The organism is Pseudacidovorax sp. 1753 (assembly GCF_040544975.1).
Taxonomy (GTDB): domain Bacteria; phylum Pseudomonadota; class Gammaproteobacteria; order Burkholderiales; family Burkholderiaceae_C; genus Xenophilus.
The window spans coordinates 135,900-156,078 of record NZ_JBEPKY010000018.1; the positions used below are offsets into that span (position 1 = coordinate 135,900).

17 protein-coding genes are annotated in these 20,179 nt (G+C 66.3%); 8 read left to right on the plus strand and 9 right to left on the minus strand.

The window, feature by feature from the left end:
• Positions 1-12 precede the first annotated feature (12 nt).
• From ABIC63_RS21885 to ABIC63_RS21910, 6 genes are read right to left on the minus strand one after another with little or no spacing between them, the layout of a single operon-like run.
• Positions 13-795, minus strand: a complete 783-nt coding sequence (locus ABIC63_RS21885; RefSeq protein WP_354321348.1) for an amino acid ABC transporter ATP-binding protein — start codon at positions 793-795, stop codon at positions 13-15.
• Positions 796-804: 9 nt separating this feature from the next.
• Positions 805-1,458, minus strand: a complete 654-nt coding sequence (locus tag ABIC63_RS21890) for an amino acid ABC transporter permease (RefSeq protein WP_354321349.1) — start codon at positions 1,456-1,458, stop codon at positions 805-807.
• A gap of 12 nt (positions 1,459-1,470) precedes the next feature.
• The gene (locus tag ABIC63_RS21895) at positions 1,471-2,712 is read right to left on the minus strand and encodes an amidase (RefSeq protein ID WP_354321350.1); all 1,242 of its coding nucleotides are present in this window, start codon (positions 2,710-2,712) and stop codon (positions 1,471-1,473) included.
• Positions 2,709-3,467 (minus strand): ABC transporter substrate-binding protein, encoded by a 759-nt coding sequence (locus ABIC63_RS21900; protein ID WP_354321351.1) that lies wholly within the window; start codon positions 3,465-3,467, stop codon positions 2,709-2,711. Before ABIC63_RS21900 ends, ABIC63_RS21895 begins: the two co-directional genes overlap by 4 nt.
• Positions 3,468-3,481: 14 nt before the next feature.
• Positions 3,482-4,978 carry an amidohydrolase family protein gene (locus ABIC63_RS21905; protein WP_354321352.1) on the minus strand — a complete coding sequence of 499 codons (1,497 nt, stop codon included), beginning with the start codon at positions 4,976-4,978 and terminating at the stop codon, positions 3,482-3,484.
• The gene (locus ABIC63_RS21910; RefSeq protein ID WP_354321354.1) at positions 4,975-5,907 is read right to left on the minus strand and encodes an alpha/beta hydrolase; all 933 of its coding nucleotides are present in this window, start codon (positions 5,905-5,907) and stop codon (positions 4,975-4,977) included. Before ABIC63_RS21910 ends, ABIC63_RS21905 begins: the two co-directional genes overlap by 4 nt.
• 231 nt (positions 5,908-6,138) lie before the next feature.
• On the opposite strand from ABIC63_RS21910, the gene ABIC63_RS21915 reads away from it, so the two are divergent.
• Genes ABIC63_RS21915 through ABIC63_RS21950 form a run of 8 tightly spaced genes read left to right on the plus strand, consistent with a single transcriptional unit; the run spans position 6,139 to position 14,211 of the window.
• Positions 6,139-7,326 carry an aromatic ring-hydroxylating oxygenase subunit alpha gene (locus ABIC63_RS21915; RefSeq protein WP_354321355.1) on the plus strand — a complete coding sequence of 396 codons (1,188 nt, stop codon included), beginning with the start codon at positions 6,139-6,141 and terminating at the stop codon, positions 7,324-7,326.
• Entirely contained in the window at positions 7,326-8,012 is a 687-nt protein-coding gene (locus tag ABIC63_RS21920; protein WP_354321356.1) for an isochorismatase family protein, read from the plus strand. Before ABIC63_RS21915 ends, ABIC63_RS21920 begins: the two co-directional genes overlap by 1 nt.
• Positions 7,982-8,995 (plus strand): carbon-nitrogen hydrolase family protein, encoded by a 1,014-nt coding sequence (locus ABIC63_RS21925; RefSeq protein ID WP_354321357.1) that lies wholly within the window; start codon positions 7,982-7,984, stop codon positions 8,993-8,995. Before ABIC63_RS21920 ends, ABIC63_RS21925 begins: the two co-directional genes overlap by 31 nt.
• Positions 8,992-9,909: an NAD(P)-dependent oxidoreductase gene (locus ABIC63_RS21930; RefSeq protein ID WP_354321358.1), complete on the plus strand. Its 918-nt coding sequence runs from the start codon at positions 8,992-8,994 to the stop codon at positions 9,907-9,909. The genes ABIC63_RS21925 and ABIC63_RS21930 overlap by 4 nt, the downstream gene beginning before the upstream one ends.
• Positions 9,881-10,783 (plus strand): LysR family transcriptional regulator, encoded by a 903-nt coding sequence (locus ABIC63_RS21935; RefSeq protein WP_354321359.1) that lies wholly within the window; start codon positions 9,881-9,883, stop codon positions 10,781-10,783. Before ABIC63_RS21930 ends, ABIC63_RS21935 begins: the two co-directional genes overlap by 29 nt.
• Positions 10,773-12,257 (plus strand): FAD/NAD(P)-binding protein, encoded by a 1,485-nt coding sequence (locus ABIC63_RS21940; protein ID WP_354321360.1) that lies wholly within the window; start codon positions 10,773-10,775, stop codon positions 12,255-12,257. The genes ABIC63_RS21935 and ABIC63_RS21940 overlap by 11 nt, the downstream gene beginning before the upstream one ends.
• 8 nt (positions 12,258-12,265) lie before the next feature.
• Positions 12,266-13,315: a ring-opening amidohydrolase gene (locus tag ABIC63_RS21945; protein WP_354321361.1), complete on the plus strand. Its 1,050-nt coding sequence runs from the start codon at positions 12,266-12,268 to the stop codon at positions 13,313-13,315.
• Positions 13,312-14,211, plus strand: a complete 900-nt coding sequence (locus tag ABIC63_RS21950; protein ID WP_354321362.1) for a polysaccharide deacetylase family protein — start codon at positions 13,312-13,314, stop codon at positions 14,209-14,211. Before ABIC63_RS21945 ends, ABIC63_RS21950 begins: the two co-directional genes overlap by 4 nt.
• A 265-nt stretch (positions 14,212-14,476) precedes the next feature.
• Here the strand turns inward: ABIC63_RS21950 and ABIC63_RS21955 are convergent, their stop codons facing one another.
• From ABIC63_RS21955 to ABIC63_RS21965, 3 genes are all read right to left on the minus strand, one after another.
• A complete protein-coding gene (locus ABIC63_RS21955; RefSeq protein ID WP_354321363.1) occupies positions 14,477-15,832 on the minus strand; it encodes a hypothetical protein in 1,356 nt (451 codons plus the stop codon).
• Between the two features lie 25 nt (positions 15,833-15,857).
• Positions 15,858-19,205 (minus strand): AAA domain-containing protein, encoded by a 3,348-nt coding sequence (locus ABIC63_RS21960; RefSeq protein WP_354321364.1) that lies wholly within the window; start codon positions 19,203-19,205, stop codon positions 15,858-15,860.
• A 359-nt stretch (positions 19,206-19,564) separates the two neighbouring features.
• On the minus strand, positions 19,565-20,020 hold the full coding sequence (locus ABIC63_RS21965) for a DUF2059 domain-containing protein (RefSeq protein ID WP_354321365.1): 456 nt from the start codon (positions 20,018-20,020) through the stop codon (positions 19,565-19,567).
• Between the last annotated feature and the right edge of the window lie 159 nt (positions 20,021-20,179).

Below are 20,179 nucleotides of genomic sequence, written 5' to 3' on the forward strand. Positions count from 1 at the left end.
TACTGCCGGGCCTCAGCCGTGCTGCGAGGCCTGCAGGAACTCGCGCGTGCGCGCGCTCTGCGGCGCGGTGAACATCGCCTCCGGCGTGCCGATCTCCACGATGCGCCCCTGCTCCATGAAGACGACGCGGTCGGCCACCTCGCGCGCAAAGCCGAGTTCGTGCGTCACCACGAGCATCGTCATGCCCTCCTCGGCCAGCGCGCGCATCACGCGCAGCACTTCGCCCTTGAGTTCCGGGTCGAGCGAGGACGTCACCTCGTCGAAGAGCATCAGCTTGGGCCGCATGGCCAGGGCCCGCGCGATGGCGATGCGCTGCTGCTGCCCGCCCGAGAGCGCGCGCGGATAGCTGTCGGCCTTGCTCGCCAGGCCGATCTTGTCCAGCAGCACCATCGCCTCGGCGCGCGCCACCGCGGGCGCAATGCCCTTGACGTGGATGGGTGCCTCGGTCACGTTCTGCAGCACCGTGAGATGCGGGAACAGGTTGAACTGCTGGAACACCATGCCGAGCTCGCGCCGCAGCAGGTTCAGCGCCTGTTCCGGCACGCGCTGGCGTATGGCGCCGCCCGCCGGTCCGTAACCGACCGGGCGGCCGTCGAACACCACCTCGCCCGCGTGGAAGGGTTCGAGAAAGTTCACGCAGGCGAGCAGGCTGCTCTTGCCCGAGCCTGAAGGGCCGATGACGACGACGACTTCGCCAGCCTGGACCGCGAGGTCGATGCCGTGCAGCACCTCGACGTCGCCATAGCGTTTGTGGAGATTGGTGATGCGCAGGATGGGCGCGTGGGGCAATGTCATGGCGTCAGGTCACGTCACGCGGTAGCGCTTTTCGAGCCAGGCGTTGATGGCGATGAGCGGCAGCGTCAGCAGCAGGTAGCCCAGCGCCACGCCGGCGAAGGGACTGAAGGTGTTGGCCTTCCAGCTCATGAAGTCCATGCCGGCGCGCAGCAGGTCGGAGATGGCGACGGTCGAGACCAGCGAGGTGTTCTTGATGAGGCTGATCAGCTCGTTGGTCACCGGCGGCAGCACGCGGCGCGCGGCCTGAGGCAGCACGATGCGGCGCATCGCCAGCGGGTAGGACATGCCGAGTGCGCGCGCCGCCCGCATCTGGCCGCCGTCGATCGACTCGATGCCGCCGCGCAGGATCTCGCTCATGTACGCGCCGTTGGTGATGCCCAGGGCGAGCACGCCCACCGTGGTCGCATCGAGCAGCAGCCCGGCCGACGGCAGGCCGTAGTACAGGAAGAGCAGCGTGACCAGCACCGGCGTGGCGCGCATCAGCGTGACGTAGGCCAGCGCCGGCAGCCGCAGCACCCGCCGCGGCGACACGCGGGCCAGGCCGCCAAGGGTGCCGAGCACCAGTCCGACCAGTGCCGAGAGCGCCGCGATCTTCGCGGTGACCACCATGCCCTTGAGCAGCGACGGGATCGCCGCCAGGAAGACGTCGAAGGAGAAATCCATCCGCCGGGTCCGTCAGTGCGCGGCGCCCGCCAGGCCGAGCCGCTCCGACAGCAGCCGCGACAGCCGCAGCACGCCTTCGTCGTCGCCGCGCGCACCGATCACCGACAGGCCGACCGGCGCGCCCTCGCTGCGCGTCCACGGCATGCTGAGCTGCGGCAGCCCGGCCAGGCCGGCTGGCGCCAGCATGCGGAAGGAGCGTGCGCGGATGTCGTTGACCGCGTCGAAGGACGCATCGAGGCCCGGTGCCGGCGTCGGCACCGTAGGCCAGACGATCGCGGCGCCGCCGGCCAGCACGCGCGCCATCGTGGCGTTGGCGTCGATCCGCAGCCGCTGCATCTGGGCCACTTCCTCGAAGCTCACCCGCGCCGCGGCGTCGAAGCGCTGCGTCACGTCCTCCCCCATGGGCGGTCGGCGCGTGCGCACCCAGGGGCCCAACTGCAGCCAGATTTCGCTGGCCTGCAGCACACGGAAGGCGTTGGCCCAGTCGGCCAGGGGCAAGGTTCCTTCGGGCAGCACAGTGACAGGCGCCAGTTCGCGCAGCTGGGCGATGAGCGCCACGTAGGCCGCGCGCACCGGTGCGTCGAGCAGCGGCATCACGTCGGCGGCAACCACCAGGGAGCCGAACTCCTGCGAGGCGCCGACACGCGTGCGCGCGAGTTGCTCGAACACGCGCGTCATCGCGTCTGCGCTGGTGGCGAACCAGCCGACGGTGTCGAAGCTGTGGGCCAGCGTGAAGCAGCCCTGCGCCGCGATGCGGCCGTGCGTGGGGCGCATGCCCCACACGCCGCAGTAGCTGGCGGGCAGCCGCGTGGAGCCGCCGCAGTCGGTGCCCAGCGCGATGTCGGCATGACCGCCCGCGACGGCCACCACGGAGCCCGACGAGGAGCCGCCCGACAGCCGGTCCGGCGCCGCCGGGTTGGTCGGCTTGCCGTAGTGGGCGTTGTTGCCGGCCAGGCTGTAGGTGAGCTCGTCGGTGACGGTCTTGCCCACCCACTGCGCACCGGCCTCCAGCAGCACGCGCACCGCGGGAGCCGATGTCTTCGCCTCGACCTGTTCGGCGAACCAGGCCGGCTGCCCCGCGCCCACGCGCAGGCCTCCCACCTCGAACACGTCCTTGACCGCGAGCCGCAGCCCGGCGAGCGGGCCGGCCTGGCCATGGGCCTGCCGAAGCCGCAGCGCGAAGGCCTCATCGCTGCCGTCGGACACGAAGGCGCCATGGCGCCCGGCAAGGGTTTGGAGCGCAGCGCCGCTCATTGGAACCACTTCGCGTCGAGCTTGTCGAGGAAGCCCTCGCGCTTGAGGTCGGCCAGGACGGCGTTCACCGCCTCCAGCAGACGCGTGTCGTCCATGCGGGTGTTGATGCCCACGTCGCGCTTGTCCCAGGTCTCCGACACGGCCAGCTTGCTGGGCCGGCGGGCGGCGTTGTAGCGCACGGTGGGCAGCGTGTTGACCACGACGTCGGCCCGGCCCGCTTCGACATCCGAGAAGGCCAGCAGGAAGTCGTTGTAGGTCTTGACCTCCTTGGCGATGCCGAGGTCGCGCACGAAGCGCTCGCCGGCGCTGCCGATCTGCACCGCCACCACCTTGCCCGCGATGTCGTTCGCCTTGACGATGTTGGCGGCCGGCTTGGCCCCGCCCGCGATGCCGGAGTTGTAGTACGGTGTGGAGAAGGTGATGCGCTGCGCGCGTTCGGCGGTCCAGGTCATGGCGGTGACGAGCAAGTCGACCCGCCTGGAGTTCAGCGCCGGAATGAGGCCGCTGAAGTCGATCTTCTCCCACTTGGGCTGCACGCCCAGGCGACGCGCCACCTCGTTGCCCAGGTCGATGTCGAAGCCGACCATGGTGCCGTTCTCGACATAGCCGAAGGGCGGATAGGCCCCTCCGTTGGCCATGACGAGCACGCCGTCCTTCTTGATCTTGTCCAGCGTGTCGGCCTGCACGGCCGTGGCCGCGCCGGCAATCAGCGCGGCGGCGAGGCAGGCGGAACGGAGAAGTTGTCTGCGATGCATGGATCGTCCTTCGGTTATCGGGAGAGGGGAAATGGGGAACGCTCGGCCGCGGCCAGGGCCAGCACGCGGCGCACCGCGTCGACCACCGGCCCGCCCGCGCTGCGACGGGCGAAGACCTCGTGACGAAAGCGCTCGGCCGCCTCGGCGATCTCGTCGCGCAGCGCGGCCTCGTCGACGCCCGTGGCACGGCCATCGGCGAACACCACGCGGCCGTCGACCACCACGGTATGGACGGCGCTGCTGGTCGCGGCAAAGCACAGTTGGCGGCGCGGGTCGTGCAGCGGCACGAAGACCAGGTCGCGTGCGTCGAGCAGCGTGATGTCGGCCACGCGGCCCACGGCGATCTCGCCAGCGGTGGCGGCGTTGCCCATGGTCGCGGCGCCGTCGGCCGTGGCCATCCGGACGAGCCGCGCCGCGTCGGGCGCGGGATGCGCCGCACTGGCGTCGAGCTTGTGGATGAGCGAGGCCATGCGCAGGCTGTCGAGGTAGTCGACGCTGTCGCCGGTCGCGGCGCCGTCGGTGCCGATGGCGACCTCCACGCCCGCGGCCAGCAACCGTCCGACCGGGCACCGCCCGCTGGCCAGCTTGAAGTTCGACAGCGGGTTGTGCACCACGCGCGCGCCTCGCCGCGCGATGCGTTCGATGTCGGCATCGGTCAGCCACACGGCATGGTTCATCGCCAGTTGCGGGCCCAGCAGCCCGGCCTGGTCGAGCACTTCGATGAAGCTGCGCCCGTATTGCTGCTGTGCGGTGACGGCCTGGGTACGCGACTCCAGCACGTGCATATGAACGGGCACCGCGTGTGCCTCGGCGGTGTCGGCCACGCGACGCAGCAACGCGGGCGTGCAGCGCTGCGGGCCACGCGGGCCCAGCGACAGGCCGAGCCGCGAATGGCCCCGCGCCGCCAGTGCATGGCGGGCGCGATGGAACACATCGAATTGCGCGTCCAGCGCGCGCGGCGGGTGGGCGTCAAGGCGCGCGCTCAGGTCATGATCGAACACCGAGCGCGCAAACGGCAGCCCGTCGAGGTAGGCCCGATCGGACAGCGTGACCGCCACGCGGGCACGCAGGCCGGCATCGTCGTAGGCGTCGAGCACGGCCTGCAGCGCCTCTTCATCGCCGCCAGGGTTGAGGAAGTCGTCATGCAGCGCGGCCACCCCCGAGCGCAGCGAACGCAGCGCCAGCATCATGGCGCGCAGGTAATGCCAGCGCACGGGAATGGCGTCGCCGCCCAGCGGCGGATAGGCCAGTGCCAGCCAGACTTCGAGCGGCTCGCCATCGCAACTGCCCTGTTCGAACATCTCGTTCGAATGCGCATGCGCATTGACGAAGCCCGGGAAGGCAATGAGGCCGCTGCCGTCCAGGTCCGCTGGGCCGGGCGGCCCTGCAATGCTGCCAGCCAGGCCGATCGAGCGGATCACGCCACCCTCGATGCCGATGTCCACGCGCGGCGCATCGGCCGGCGCGTCACCGGGCCGAACATTGCGAAGGCTGCGCAGCACCAGCGTCATGCGGCGCTTTGCGCGGGCGCGATGGCCCTCGCCACAAAGGCACGCATCTGCGAATCGGGAGCGTTGAACTCCAGCGCCGCGTCGAAATGCGCGCGGCCCTCGATGGGCAGCAGGCGGCTGTGGGCGCCCAGGCTCTTAAGCCGCCAATGCAGCGCCTGCGCCTGCCGAACGAACTCCGGCGACTCTTGTTCACCGACGGCAACCAGCACGGGTGGCAGCGTCGGCCGTTGCGCTGCGTGGGCCAAGGCTTCGAGTGTCAGCAATGGGCTGCAGGCGACGGCCTCTTCCGGCGTGAAGCCCAGGGTGACCTGGGGAATGCTGCGCGCCAGCGGCCGCAGGTCGTACATGCCGCCGAGCAGCAGCAGCGCACGCATGCGGCCCGCCCACGGGCGCGCTGTCACGGCCGCCGACAGGGCCAGGTGCGCGCCCGACGAATGGCCGGCCAGGGCGATCGCTGCCGGATCGATGCCCAGGGCCTGCGCCTGCGCGACGACCGTGGCGATGGCCGCTTCCACCTCCGCCACGATGGCCGGCAGACTGCTCTGGCCAAGCGCGGCGAAGTTGATGCCCACCCAGGCCATGCCTTGCCGCATGCAGGCATCGGCCCAGAAGGCCGTCTCGCGGCTGGTGTTCAGGCGCCAGCGGCCGCCGTGCACGAAGACCATCGCCGGCACCGGCCCCGGCGCACCGGGCGGCAGGAAGACATCGACCCAGCCATCGTCGCCAGCACTGAATCGATGCGTGGCATGCCCGATGCGGTGCGCGAAGGCGTCGGCCGACAGCGCGCGCAGGGCGGCCAGGTCGTCGGCATTGCGGGCCGCGCTGTTGTTGTCGTACTGCGCCGCCAGGGCCGCATCGCTCAGGGAGGGCGGCTCGATGAAAGGGTTGGGCGCGAAGGCATACATGGGCGCTGCGGCCGCAAATTCCATGCCCCGAGGTCCTTTGGCCAAGCCGCAGGACCGTGCTTCGCGGCAGCCATCCGATCTTCCTTTGAAGCTTCCCTGCGAAAAAGTCTGGACATAGCTGATACCTATGGCTGACCTGCGCCCCGGCCGAAGGCTCGCAATCGGGCCCAGCGGATGGCATGCGCTTTGCTGCGCGCCAAAGCGGCGCAAAGAGGCCGCCATAGGCCCTCTCAATGTTCTGCAGGATGGATTCCCATGGACGCAATCTTCGATTCGACCCGTTACGACAACGTTCGAAAGCCTCTGCTGCAGGCGCATGGCCTGCCGGCCGATTGCTACCACGATGCCCGCTTCTTCCAGCGCGAACTGGAGACCGTGTTCGCTCGCAGTTGGCTGATGGTGGGCCGTGCCGATCGCATTCCGAACACCGGCGACTTCTTCACGCATGACCAGGCGGGACTGTCGCTGGTCATCCTGCGGGACCGCGAAGGCGACATCCGCGCCTTCGTCAATGCATGCCGGCACCGTGGCGCCCGGCTTCTCGACGTGCCCGCAGGCCAGGCTTGCGGCAACGAGCGCGCCATCGTGTGCCCCTACCACGCCTGGAGCTACAACCTCGAGGGCGAGTTGCGCGGCTGTGCCGGCATGGAGGCGACACAGGACTTCGACCGGGCCGATTTCCCTCTGGTCGCCGCGCGCGTCGGCGTCAGCGACGGCTTCATCTGGGTCTGCCTCGACCACGGTACGCCGCCGCTGCTCGAATGGTTGGGCGAGTTGCCCGACCGGCTGGCGATGTACCAGCTCGGCGACATGGTGGCCACGCGCATCGTCACGCACGATGTGGCCTGCAACTGGAAGGTGTGGGTCGAGAACTTCATGGAGGGCTACCACATCCCGACGGTGCACCGCGCGACCATCAGCAGCCACAAGGCCGTCAATCATCCCGAGGAGCCGAGCGGCAACGGCCAGTACACGGCCATCTTCGAGCAGCACGACGGCACGCTCGCCCTGCTCGACGGCGACAGCGGATTCGCCCCCATCGAGAGTCTGCACGGCGAGTCGGTGCGCGGCAGCCGCTTCATGCTCGTCTATCCCGGCACCATGCTCGCGCTGACCATCGACACGATGTGGTCCTTTCAGTGCCTGCCGATGGGGCCGGAGCAGACGCGGATCGTCCACACCTCGATGTTCCCGCGCTCGCGCGTCGCACAGCCCGACTTCGAGGAGGTCGCACAGCGCTACTACAAGCGGCAGGACCGCGTGGTGGCCGAAGACAACGCCATCTCGGTGCAACAGCAGCGCGGCCTGCGCGCCGGCCCCGTGCATCCCGGGCGCTTCGCGGCCAAGGAGCGCATCGTCCATGCGCTGGACAACTGGGTCCTCGACCGGGTGCTGGCACCCGCACAGACCGCCACCATCCACCCGCTGAAGCGGAGCGCCTGATGGACGGCACCCTCGCCATCGACGCGAGACCCGGCGCGGTGCAATGGCGCACCGACGAGACCGCGCTGATCGTCGTCGACATGCAGAACGGCTTTCTCAAGCCGGGCGGGTACTTCGACAACGTGGGCTACGACCTGGCGCATGCGCCGCGCACCGTGGCGCAGGTGGTGGCCGCCGTCGCGGCGGCGCGGCGGGCCGGCGTGCAGGTGATCTTCATCCAGAGCGGCTTCGACGCGATGCACCTGTGCGTGGGCGGCGCCACCGCGCCGGTGTGGCACAAGTCGGAAGCGCAGGTGCTGATGCGCGAGCGGCCCGAACTGGCACGCCGGCTCATCACCGACGGCACCTGGGACTACGAACTGGTGGACGAGATGGCGCCGGCGGCCGACGAGCCGGTGATCCGCAAGTCCCGCTACAGCGCCTTCGCCGGAACCAGCCTCGACCAGCTGCTGCGCGCCCGGCGCATGCGCAACCTCGTCTTCTGCGGCGTGGCCGCGAACGTCTGCGTGGAGACCAGCCTGCGCGATGCCTACGGGCACGAGTACTTCGTGCTGCTCCTTGAAGATGCGACGCACCATGCCGGGCCCGACTTCCTGCGGCAGGCGACGCTGTGGAACGTCGAGCGCTTCTTCGGCTGGGTGGCGCCGGTCGGGGCATGGCAGCGCGCTACCGGGGCCGCACGATGAGTGCCGCCGGCAAGATCATGGCGGGGCGCGAGAGCGTGCGCGTGGCCATCGTCCAGACACCCCCCGTCTTCCTCGACCTCGACCGCTCCATCGACAAGGCCTGCCGCAAGATCGCCGAGGCGGCCGCGGGCGGCGCTTCGCTGGTGGTGTTCAGCGAGAGCTGGCTGGCCGGCTACCCCTACTGGGACGAAGGCTGGAACAGCGATTCGCACGCCTGGATGGACGTGCGCAGCCGCTTCTTCGACAACGCCCTGCTGATTCCCAGCGTGCAGAGCCAGCGCCTGTGCGAGGCGGCGGCACAGAGCGGCGTGACGGTCGTCATCGGCTGCAACGAGCTCGACGCCCGCCCCGGCGTGCACACGCTCTACAACACGATGCTCACCATCGGCGACGACGGCCGCATCGTCGGCAAGCACCGCAAGCTGCGGCCGACCTTCGTCGAAGCGGCCTTCTGGGGCCAGGGCGCGGGCGACGACCTCTACGTGCACGAAACGGCCGTCGGCCGCGTGGGCGGGCTGATCTGCGGCGAGCATGTGATGACCCTGGCCCGGGCCCGCATGATTTCGCAGGGCGAAGACTTCCACATCGCGCTCTACCCCGGCGCGTTCAACGTGTGGAGCGGCCCGAAGATGCAGGTGGAAGACCCGGACGGCAGCCACTTCATCGGCTACGCCTCATGCCGCGCGCATGCCAACGAGGCCGGCGCCTTCGTGGTCTGCGCGGTCGGGCTGATCGACGAGGCGTCGATCCCGGCCGACTTTCCGATGCGCGATTCGCTCAACATCTCGTACGCGCGCGGCGGCAGCATGGTGATCGCGCCGGCCGGCGTGCCGCTGGTGGGCCCGGTGTATGGCGACACCATCGTCTATGCGGACTGCCCGGCCCGCATGATCAAGCTGTCGAAAGCCGTCATCGACACCAACGGGCACTACGGGCGGCCCGACGTGCTCTCGCTGCGCTACCACCCCGAGGAGCGCACATGACCTCGCCCACCGCCGGCGAGGCCGCGGACGGCCCAGTGGGCGACGCACCGCCCACCGAGCGCACGCCCGTGCTGCTCATCGGCCTGGGCACGATGGGCCTGCCGATCGCGCTGCGGCTGCATGCAGCCGGCGTCCCGGTCTGGGGCATGGACCGCCAGCCGGAACTGCACGATGCGCTGCCCGGCGGCCGGGTCTTCACGGCCGGATCGGTGTGCGACGCGGTGCGCGCGTGCCGCGCCGCCGCCGTCATCACCTGCGTCAGTGACGAAGCCGCGCTGCAGCGCCTGTGGCAGGCACCGGGCGGGTTGCACGAGGCGCTCGTGCCCGGGCTCTGCGTCGTCGACCACACGACGACCTCGGTCCCCGCGGCGCGGCAGTTCGCGGCCGACGCCGGGCAGGCTGGCGCCATGTGGGTCGATGCGCCGCTTTCCGGCGCTGCCGCGGGGGCGCGCGCGGGCACGTTGTCGGCCATGCTCGGCGGCGAGCCGGGTGCGGTCGCGCATGTGCGCCCGCTGCTCTCGGCCTACTGCGCCACCCTCACCCACCTGGGCCCGGCCGGTGCAGGCCAGGCGAGCAAGCTGACCAACCAGATCGCCATCGCCGGCATCAACGCCGGCCTGCTGGCAGCCACGGACTTTGCGGCCCAGCAGGGCCTGGACCTCGCACGCTGCTTCGATGCAATGGCTGCCGGTAGCGCCCATTCCGTGCAGATGGCCCAGCACCGCGCGGCACTGACGCGCGCCCCGGCCGACAGCACCTTGTTCGACTGGCTTCGACGCGACCTGGCGCTGGTGCTGGCACACCTTCCCGTCGACGAGGCCGCGACGCGCGGCGCCCCGCACGCCTTGCACGACCGGCTCCACGCCCTGAACCGAATGCTTTTCGATGGAACTGCGGCACCTCCGTTACTTTGAGGCGATTGCCGCGACCGGGAACGTCACCCGCGCCGCCGCCACGCTCCACATCTCGCAGCCCTCACTGAGCCAGGCCATCAAGGAGCTGGAAGCCGAGGTGGGCATGCCGCTGCTGGTGCGCGGGCCGCGCGGCAGCGTGCTGACCGAAGCCGGGCGGGAGTTCATCAAGCACGCCAGCGACATCCTGGAGCGCGTGTCGGCCGCGCGCGATGCCAGCCGCCGCGCCGCGCATGGCGCCGCCGGCCAGCTGGTGGTGGCCGTCACGGGCTCCAGCGTGTTCGACGTGGTGCCCGAGCTGATCCGCCAGGCCGCCGAGCACATGCCGGAGGTCTCGCTGCGGCTGGTCGAGATGCTGACGGACAAGCAGATCGAGGCGCTGTACGCGCGGCGCGTCGACGTCGCCATCGGCCGGGCCCTGCGCAACGAGCCGGGCCTCACCTCGCGCGTGATTGCCAAGCGCTCCTTCATGGTCGCGGTGCACGTGCGGCATCCGCTGGCACGGCAACGCAGCATCGCGCTCGACGACTTGCGCAACGAGCCGCTCATCACGCCACAGCGTCGGCTCGGCCCCGGCTTCCATGCGCAGCTGATGACGCTGCTCACGCGCGCCAAGCTCAACCTGCAGATCGCGCACGAAGTCACCCACATGCCCACGGTGCTGGGCCTGGTGGCGGCCGGCCTGGGCCTGGGCATCGTCAGCGACGAACTGCGCGACCTGGAAGTGCGGGACGTCGTCTACCGGCCGCTGCTCGAAGGCCACGACGCCCTCGAACTCGCCGTGTCCTGGCGTCTGGACAACCCTTCCGTGGCGCTGGCGCAGTTCGTCGGCCTCTGTCGCAACCCTTCCTCCCTGGAGATTCCCCATGCCCTCTGACTCGCTCGAGGCCCTGAGCGCGCGCGTGCAGCGCGACCTGAGCTACCTGGCCTATCCCGCCAAGCCCTGGGTGCTCGACTTCGACCCCGCCCGGCTGCGCGCGATGGGCGTCGACGTCGCGCCCGAGGCGGTGCTGCACTGCGCCATCGTCGGCGGCGGGCAGTTCGGCCTGACCATCGCGCATGGCCTGAGGCGCGAGTGCGTCGACCGCGTGCGCGTGTTCGAAAGGAACCCGCGCGGCCAGGAAGGGCCATGGATGACCTTCGGCCGCATGAAGATGCTGCGCACGCCCAAGGACCCGACCGGCCACGACCTCGGCAACGCCAGCCTCACCTTCCGCGCCTGGTACGAGGCGCAGCACGGCGCCGAGGGCTGGGAGCAGCTCTTCCGCATCAGCCGCCCCGACTGGCAGGCCTACCTGGGCTGGTATCGGGAGGTGACCGGCATCGACATGGTCAACGAGGTCGAGGTCACCGCCGTGGAGCCCTGGCCCAGCGCGGCCGACTGCCAGCTGTTCCGGCTCACGGTCCGAGGCAGGGACCGGGTCGACACCGTGTGGGCCCGCACCGTGGTCTTTTCGGGCGGCGCGGAGGCCTCGGGCGGCCATGTCGTGCCCGACTTCATCAGCGAACACCTGCCCCAGAACCTCTACGCCCACACCAGCGACTGGCCGATCGACTTCCGCCGCTTCGAGGGCCAGCGGGTCGGCCTGCTCGGCTCCGGCGCGGCGGCCTTCGACGCCGCCATCGCCGCGCTGGAGGCCGGCGCACGCGAGGCGGTGCTGTGCTTTCGCCGCCCTGCGCTGCCCCGTACCAACCCGCGGCGCTGGATGGAGTTCGCCGGCTTTCTGGCGCACTACCCCGAGCTGTCCGACGACCAGCGCTGGGCCTACATGCAGGAGCTCTACCGCATCGGCCAGCCACCACCGGTGCCGACCTTCGACCGCGCGGTCAGCCTGCCCGGCTTCGTCATGAAGGCGTCGACGCCCTGGCTGGCCGTGCGCGAAGACGCGGGCCAGGTGCTGGTCGACACGCCGCAGGGCCAGGAGCGCTTCGACTTCGTCTTCGCGGCCACCGGCGCCTTCGTGGACCTGGCGCAGCGGCCGGAGTTCGCCGGGCTGCTGCCGTACGCGGCGCTGTGGGCCGACCGCCATGTGCCGACCGCGGCGAAGGCCGAACCTCGGCTGGGCCGCTTCCCCTACCTCGGCCGCTTCGGCGAGTTCACCGAAAAGACGCCAGGCTGCGCACCCTGGCTGGACCACCTGTTCACGACCACGCGGGGCGCGACGCTCTCGTTGGGCCCCAGCGCGGCATCGAACAGCAACATCAAGTACACGGCCCCGCGCGTGATCTCCGGCGTGACGCGCGCACTGTTCCTGGACGATGCCCCCGAGCATGGCCGCCGCTTCGCGACGGCCAACCACGACGAGCTGGCACCGGACAAGCTGCAGGCCATGATGGGCCAAACCGCCTGAAGCGTGCGATGACCGAAGTCCACTGGTTCGACATGGCCCACCCGGCCGACTACGCCGGGCTGCAGGCCTTGATCGGCGATGCCGATTCGGTGGCGCGGCTGGCGGTGCTGGTCAAGACCGAGGGCCACACGGCCACCAACGACTTCGCTCGGCAACTGTCGCGCACCGCGTTGGATCCGCTGCTGACGCCCTGGACTGTGGCCGGACGCGCCGTCGCCGTGCTGGCCAATGGCTGCGAAGGCGTGGCGACCCCGGGTGGCTATGCGCTGATCGAGCGCCGCTCCACGCAAGCGCATGACGGCCCGGGGCTGCGCCTGGGCATCGCGCGTTCGGCCGCGCTGCCACCGGCTGTCGTCGGCGAGCCCGAAGCCATCGATGCGGTCGCCGCCTGCGTGACCGCCGCCTGTGCCGATGCAGGCCTCACTGCGGACCAGGTCGGCCTGGCCATCCTGAAATGTCCGACGCTGCTCGCCAGCCGCTGCGCCGGCTCGCCGCATCGCAGCGACCAGCACCGGGGCCGAGCCATCGCCGCGCTCGGTGCGGCGGTGGCGCTCGGCGAAATCGACCGCGCCCGCATCGCGCCCGAGGCGATCGGGAACGATCCGACCTTGCGCAGCGCCAAGGCGATGACCTTTGCCGGCCCGGAGCAGGAAGCGGTCGAGATCGTCGTGCTGGGCCATAAAGACGGCGCCGACGGCCAGGGCGGTGCGTTGCGCCTGGGCGTCTGCCACCCACGCGACATGCTCGACGCCGCCGCCATCCGTCGCCTGGCGATGTCGCTGGGCCTGCGCTTCGACGAGGCCGGCGAACTGACCGAGCCCGAGCGCCTTCTGGCCGTCTTCAGCAAGGCCGGGCCGACCCCGGACGGCCAGGTGCGCGGCGCCCGCACCGGCATCTTCACCTCCGCGTACTCGCCGGACAGCCACATGCGCGCGGCGCAGTCGGGCCTGCTGGGCAGCCTGTTCGGCAGCACGCGCTTCTTCGTCTCCGGCGACCCCATCCAGCAGGCCCCACCGGGCGGCGGCGTGGTCGCCCTGATCGTCAAAGGCCAGCCATGACCGACCCTGCTTCGCCCCTGCGTGCCCTGCCCACGCACGGGCGCTACGACTATTCGCCCATCGTCGAACGGCCGACCTACGAATGGCCCAACGGCACGCGGCTCGCGTTCTACGTCGCCTTGAACATCGAGGCCTTCCCCTTCGGCGAGGGCATGGGCCCCGAGCTGAACCCGCGCCAGCCCGAACCCGATGTGGTGAACCACACCTGGCGCGACTGGGGCAACCGCGTGGGCATCTGGCGGCTGCTGGAACTGCTCGACGAGTTCGACCTGCCCGCCAGTGCCTTGCTCAACACCGCGATCTACGACAGCTGCCCACAGATCGCCCATGCGTTGCGGCGGCGCGGCGACGAGATCGTGGGTCACGGCCACACGAACGCGGAGCGCCAGGCCGAAATGGATGCGGAGGCCGAAGCGCGCATGATCGAGAACGTCACCGCCCGGCTCCGTGCCGAAGAAGGCAAGGCGCCGAAGGGATGGATGGGACCGTGGGTCAACGAAACCCCGCGCACGCCGGACCTGCTGGCGCGCAACGGCTACGCCTACGTCATGGACTGGATGATGGACGACCAGCCCGTGATGCTGCGGACCGCGCACGGCCCGCTTGTGGCGCTGCCCTATGCCCGGCCGACCAACGACATCACCGCCCTGCACGGCGCGAAATGGACGCCCGAGGAATGGGCCGACATGCTCATCGACCAGGTGGACGAGATGCTGCGGCAGTCACGGCGCCAGCCGCTGGTCTTCAATGTGTCGTTGCACCCCTACCTGATGCACGCGTTCCGGCTCAAGCACCTGCGGCGCTTTTTCGACTACCTGTCGACCGTGCGCGACCAACTCTGGGTAGCGCGATGCGCGGATATTGCGCTTTTCGCCCAAGCGGAAATTGAAGGTTGAGCGGCGGCTGAGCCAGTTGTGAGCCAAATCTCGCATCGTCGGGCAAAACAGGCCAGACCACCTGAGCTGCGGGTGGACGTAATCTAAAGGTGCGGAGTCCATCGGTGGTCGTAGGAATTCAACGGAACTCATATGACCGCAATGGGCCCGTTGCGGCCATTGAACTTATAGATCGGAACGACCGCTGTGCACGCCAGAGCATTAATTCCCCCGAAAGAGCCCAGAAGTGCAAATAAAAAGTTGATTCTGCGGCATTGACGATCATTCAGCTTAAGCGCCTGCGCTTTGGTTTGATCACAACAGCCGCTCCGAATTTGATGGCTGTATCGCGCAGTAATTTCTCCGACTCGTCAACGATGAAAGCCCCAAAGGCATAGTCAAATCTGCCCATGGAGGTTGACTCAGGACGCGACGTTCCTATGACCGTGTACATCTGGTCGCAGCAGAATCCGAACCAATCTCCAATCGACTTCAGCTCCTCAACCTGCACGCCAACGAGACTGCTTCGAAGGTCCTGACGGCGATCCAGCAACTGTAACTGCGACGAAGGAAGGTAAAGTTCAATCTTGACGCCTCGCCGTACGGCGTCCTGCATCAGCGCTCCCCGGCTCAATCCAAGAAGTTCCACAATGCTAGGCGCCACGATTAGAAGGCGATCCTTAGCCATCAAAAGCAGCGCAACGAGTAGAACTTCAAACTCTAGGCTAGTCGCCCAATGCGTGGCCTGGACCATTTCTTTGACTACAGAAAGGAAAGCGGCCTTAAAATTTGCGACCGCTTCCGCTTCCGCTTCCGCCTCCGCATGGACATAGGCCACGCATGTCGCGATCGCACGGCGGACTGATTCCTGATGCGCATGCTTCGCCCCGCGAACTTTCGGAGAAATTTGCCCGAGAGAGTGACGGACCTGCTTCTCATGTCTCTCCATGCATGTCTTTAGCGCCTCAAGTGCAGGGTGGGCACCGAGCCCTCGCGCGAGATCCGAGTCCGCCGCACCGTCGATGCAAACAAGGGGGACCGCATGCGCGCCTTTGCGGACCATAAGATGCCCATGCGCGAAGAGGTTTGAAGCCCGAATAACGCGTCCAAGCCTTGACACCTCCAAAAGTCGGGGGAGCGCGGTGCGTGCCAGAAGCATTGATGACCGCACCCCTGCTAAGTCGAGTTCATTAACATTGGGCGGCCTTGAAGGAACTGAGGGCAGGATAAGTGCGCTACCTGGCAGCCTTCTTTTGGCGCTCAGCTCACCCACGGACTGCTCGATTCGTCGCGTAATCCCATTCACATAGCAGGCCGCTTCCCGCTCGACAACACGAGGCAGGCCGCTGCGGCTGATCGCTAGTTTTCCCTTCTCCAGTAGACGGTATCCTCCAGACGCCAGCTTTCCAATAAACATCTCAGACTGCATCGCATCTAGCTCCAAGTCCATTTCTTGCTGGTCGATCCCTAAAAATCCAGACAAATCTGAACTGGTCTCAAGTCCTGTAGCCAACGCACGAAGCGCAAACTCTCGCACAACACCAAGTTCGCGGCGTTCAATGCAGACAGCAGTTAGGCGAATCAGGAAGTACGGAATGGCTGCCGGAACGACGGCTGACGGCACCTCGTCGCCCTCCGCCAAGTGAGCCGCTGCCAGCCTTACGGCGTCACTTGCTATCACGACGGGTCTCGCATGAGGATGGGTTAGCCTCTATATAGTCGATGACATCGACAAACGGGTTTTCTCCGGTGACTTGGTAGCAGAACGTCTGGTCCCCCACAATAGCCAGAAGATCTTTGGGCCGCGAGAGCGCGACGTTCAGTCGCTTCATGCTTCGGAGAAAGCCCAGAAAGTCGAAAGAGTTGCTTAGCGTTACCGAAAAGATGCTGATATCCGCCTCCTTACCCTGGAACGAGTCGACCGTGGCGACTTCGATCGACAGCGAGCCGAAAGAGTCGCGTTGGATACGTGCGTCGAGCGCGTTCGCCTGAGCTGCATAGCCGGCAATCACTGCCACGGAGACGTTCTGCTGCGCACGACTCGCTCCGTGCTGGATCATTCTTAGCAAGTTCAGTACGGCGTCTTGCTCGCCAGGATTCGTGTATGTGTGAACCCGTCTTTGTTGAGGGGAGTTCGGTGTGTCAATCCAGACCACTGGCTTAGGGAATTTCTTACGCAGCCAACCCGGTCGATCCGCGTCAGGGCGTTCATTTCTAAGCGCTCCCTCATAAAAGCAGGTGCTGATCAGGCCCCCGATGCCAGCACACATGCGATGTTGGTGAGTTAGTCGCCCAATGCACTCTGGAGGCAGACGAGGGATCAAGTAGTCGAGTAGCGTTTCCCTTGATTCCTCAGCGCTGTACCCCTCCACTTCAACAGTGTCGCCGTCGTAGGGCGGCAGCTGCCGCGGGTCGCCGACGATCAGGCAGCGCTCGCTACGGACCATGGGAATTAGAGCCTCAGTAGGCGTTGCCTTTGACGCCTCGTCGATGATGCAAAGGTCGAATCGCGTCTTGGCAAACGCCTCGCTGCTCCCTAACCCTACGCAAGTGCCAGCAACAACAGAAGCTCCACGAAGGACGACTTCTTCAAGCTGCTTTAGCTGGCCAAGGACGTCTAACCAGGCGACCTGAAGTTCTAGCTCCTTGCGAAAAGCCGGCCAGGCCTCGCTCCGCTGCTCAAGCATTTCCAACCAGGCCGACAGTTCATCCTCGGGCACTTCCGCTAAAAGGCGCCCATCGTCGCCTAAAGTCCGAAGTTCGTCTCGCAATCGTTGAATGCGCTCGCCCAGCAGTTCACGCTCATGGTCCAACTCGGCCAGCGTAACAGTCTCGATAGTTGCGGTCTCCAACCCTCCCACGTCAGCTTCCGCAGCTGCAACAGCTAGCGTCTCGGCTTCATCACGGCGTTGCGCGGCGACACTCATGGAGGAAACTACTTTATTCCGGCGCTCGCACGCAGCAAGCAGCATCTCGAGCCGAACAGAAAGTTCTACCTCAGATGAATTAAGGCCGACCGAAAGGCCGCGCTGTTGAAGGAATGCCCGCGAGCGTTCGGCCGCGTTCCGGCACCAACGCGCAAGACATCGATCTAGTAACGCGGGACGGACTTCGTCGGCGACCTTATCTTCATCGGCTCTTGCCACCCGTACCACATGATCTACGAAGGACTCGTCCTTCAGAAGTTTGCCCACAACATGATCGATTGCTATATGGGTTTGAGCTGCAATCAGGACTCGGCTTCCGGGATGCTCACGCAAGAACTGCTTGACGATTGCTGTGATCAGCGTTGTCTTGCCTGTTCCAGGTGGACCTTCCACCACCATGAGTTGACGCATTCCCAGCGCGCTGTCCAATACCGCAACCTTGTCTTCGCTCAGTCCGTCAGGACCTGGCCGTCCGCCCGACTCCGGAATGTCTGCTGTAGCTGGACGCAGCATCAAGCGACGGAGGGACGGTATAACCGCCATGTCTGATCTTAAAACTTTGATGGCATCCTCTTGGCGCTCCAGTGCACGCCGCTGTGCAACGGTGTCGATTCGCAGCAACCCTTCCGCAGGAATCTGGCGCCGCGGACCGATCGGCCGCAAGCGAGCTCGATCATGCTGAATCCCGCTCACTTGGAGCACCAATATTGCGTTAGTGGTACGAATTACACGCTTCTCGCCGGGTTTTAGCGAATGCACTCCAATGATCTTGACAACGAATTCGCCCCCGTCCCACTTTCCATCCTCATACCCAAGCGCAGGCATATCTCGCAACGCGCGCATGCGAGATGACACCATGTCCTGAAGCATGTTCAAGTAGCGTTCTTCATCCCTACGACGTTGATCCTCCTGCTCTCGCTCCTCCGCAGCAAGCAAAAATGACTCCAGAAAACTGATGTTTGCCCGGAGGTCGGGGGTAACATCCGCCCCAGGACCACGTTCCACCAGCCGAATGGACAAACGGGCGGTCGCGGTAACCGCAGCAACCAGCGACGCAGCGCGGATATCTTTGGCAATCAGCCATGGCGAATCCGCCGACCCCCGAGCCGAACGAATCACCAGGGTACGACCGGCGAACTCCAAGTCACCTTCGTTTAGGCGGGAGACGTCGCACGGCTCCTCGAAATCCTGCAGCAATCTTTGAACTCGCGCATCGGCGTCTGCCGCCGCAGGTAGCAGATCCTCCAACTTCCTATGAGCCTGTGCTGAAATCTCGATGCCAACGTCTCGGACGCGATCAGCTTCAAGCAGGCGCCCGCGGTGAAAGTCGTCGAGACTCCACATCAAGAAACCCACGGTCTCCGGGCGTTCTTGCGGCGAATCGGATATGCATCGTTCTAATAGTTTCTGGGGAGCCGCCTGCCCTAAGCTCTTTGCCGCCGCGCGCAGCTCGGCGACGCTTCTAAAGTCCACTCGACCCGTCAGGCATGCCACGCAGATCGCCGCCCAGGAGTAAATGTCGCGTCGCTCGCTGAAAAGGCCATCGTCAAGTTCTGGCGGGGTCCAGGGTGGCGATCCCGCTGACGCAAACGTCACACCCAGTCGAATATCTTCAGTCGAACGTGCAATACCGAAGTCGGTCAGCTTGGGCTCACGCGTGCGGCTCAACATGATGTTGAGTGGTTTCAAGTCGCGGTGGATATAGGTTCTTGCGTGTGCATGTTTGAGCGCGTCGAGAATTGGCCTTCCGAAATTCTCGTAGAACACAGACCACTCCATAGGTCCCACGGAACGGATGTAGTCGGCCAAGGTCTCTTCAAGCCACTCCAGTACAAGAAATCTTCTCGCGCCATCGGAACCGATTCCCAGCAGCCGCACAATATGACGATGTGACAGATCGCTAAGAGCGGCCCCTTCTCGAGCAAAGCTGGCGGCCGCTTGGGGGTCGCCTTCAGCGCGGCTGGAGAACTTGAGAGCGCAGTTCTCGCCTGTCGATGTCAATTTAGCGCGCACGATCTCTGACATCCCGCCAGTACGCTTGACATCTGATGTCTCAAAGTCAGAAAGAAGAAACGCACGCGAGCTCATGTGTACAGTCTACGTCCCAAATATCCCCGTCACGTGGCGCAAGCGCCTTCTCAACATCCGGTGGCACGCGGGCATCACGGGCCAAGCTTCTGCGGTCAACGTGGGAAATGTAGAGTTGAATTCGTTTGATGCGCTGTCGGCGACCGCATACTTGCCCTCAGACCACAACAGCGGCTGAGCAGCGTTTGGTTCCGAAGACGGGGCGTCGCATCACCCTGCGGGATTGCCTGGGGATCGGTGCCCGATGGGTCGATTTCAACCGACTCGGTTCAATCCTAAGCGGCCATTCACCGTAGTTCCCCATCGACCGCTCCTGGCCGTTTTCAGCCGGAGGCAAACGGCTCAACTTACATCAAACCTTAGCGCTTGGTGCCCGCAGCCTTGAGCACCTCGATCCTCCTTGCGAATTCCACCGCCCGGGGCCGGAGAACGCTCGCCAATGCTAAGCGCGATTCTTTCTGTAGCTCCGCATTCCTCTCTTGGTACATCTGGAACACTGGGTTTTTGGCAAGGGCCAATATTCCATCCAACTCGTCTTCGGTGAAGACTCGGGCATACGCCGAAGCCTTGGCCGCTCTGTATTCTGGAGACTTGGCGACGTCCGAAAGAAATTCTTCGTATTGCGCGCGGAACTGATAGTCGCCGTTTTGGCGCACAAGGTCTTCGGCCACGAACTTGACGATCTGCCGCGCATCCATTGCCTGAAACGCATCAACTATCGCTTCAGCCTTAGCAATCCGCGCTTCTTGGCTGACGGCTGAGGTGCAAATCAGCAGCGCAGCAACAGAGATCAATAGACGATGGAGCAAAGTCATTTTTTCTTTCGGGAACGAGCGCCTACTTTAGCAGATTTTGCCGGCCGGGCTGAGTGACCGGTTCTGGCCGTCAGGCGTCTCCGGCCAGTTTCACATCCCTCTCGGCCTTCCCGAGCAACCAGATTTCACTGCCAATCGGGACACTCTCCTTGGTGGCTG

Bases quoted from the DNA above. Each gene is read 5' to 3' on its own strand.
- ABIC63_RS21965 (WP_354321365.1), bottom strand. From the start codon at position 20,020: ATGACTTTGCTCCATCGTCTATTGATCTCTGTTGCTGCGCTGCTGATT.
- ABIC63_RS21945 (WP_354321361.1), top strand. From the start codon at position 12,266: ATGACCGAAGTCCACTGGTTCGACATGGCCCACCCGGCCGACTACGCC.
- ABIC63_RS21925 (WP_354321357.1), top strand. From the start codon at position 7,982: ATGGCAGCGCGCTACCGGGGCCGCACGATGAGTGCCGCCGGCAAGATC.
- ABIC63_RS21960 (WP_354321364.1), bottom strand. From the start codon at position 19,205: ATGAGCTCGCGTGCGTTTCTTCTTTCTGACTTTGAGACATCAGATGTC.
- ABIC63_RS21940 (WP_354321360.1), top strand. From the start codon at position 10,773: ATGCCCTCTGACTCGCTCGAGGCCCTGAGCGCGCGCGTGCAGCGCGAC.
- ABIC63_RS21895 (WP_354321350.1), bottom strand. From the start codon at position 2,712: ATGAGCGGCGCTGCGCTCCAAACCCTTGCCGGGCGCCATGGCGCCTTC.
- ABIC63_RS21915 (WP_354321355.1), top strand. From the start codon at position 6,139: ATGGACGCAATCTTCGATTCGACCCGTTACGACAACGTTCGAAAGCCT.
- ABIC63_RS21910 (WP_354321354.1), bottom strand. From the start codon at position 5,907: ATGGAATTTGCGGCCGCAGCGCCCATGTATGCCTTCGCGCCCAACCCT.
- ABIC63_RS21935 (WP_354321359.1), top strand. From the start codon at position 9,881: ATGGAACTGCGGCACCTCCGTTACTTTGAGGCGATTGCCGCGACCGGG.
- ABIC63_RS21920 (WP_354321356.1), top strand. From the start codon at position 7,326: ATGGACGGCACCCTCGCCATCGACGCGAGACCCGGCGCGGTGCAATGG.
- ABIC63_RS21905 (WP_354321352.1), bottom strand. From the start codon at position 4,978: ATGACGCTGGTGCTGCGCAGCCTTCGCAATGTTCGGCCCGGTGACGCG.
- ABIC63_RS21885 (WP_354321348.1), bottom strand. From the start codon at position 795: ATGACATTGCCCCACGCGCCCATCCTGCGCATCACCAATCTCCACAAA.
- ABIC63_RS21900 (WP_354321351.1), bottom strand. From the start codon at position 3,467: ATGCATCGCAGACAACTTCTCCGTTCCGCCTGCCTCGCCGCCGCGCTG.
- ABIC63_RS21930 (WP_354321358.1), top strand. From the start codon at position 8,992: ATGACCTCGCCCACCGCCGGCGAGGCCGCGGACGGCCCAGTGGGCGAC.
- ABIC63_RS21950 (WP_354321362.1), top strand. From the start codon at position 13,312: ATGACCGACCCTGCTTCGCCCCTGCGTGCCCTGCCCACGCACGGGCGC.
- ABIC63_RS21890 (WP_354321349.1), bottom strand. From the start codon at position 1,458: ATGGATTTCTCCTTCGACGTCTTCCTGGCGGCGATCCCGTCGCTGCTC.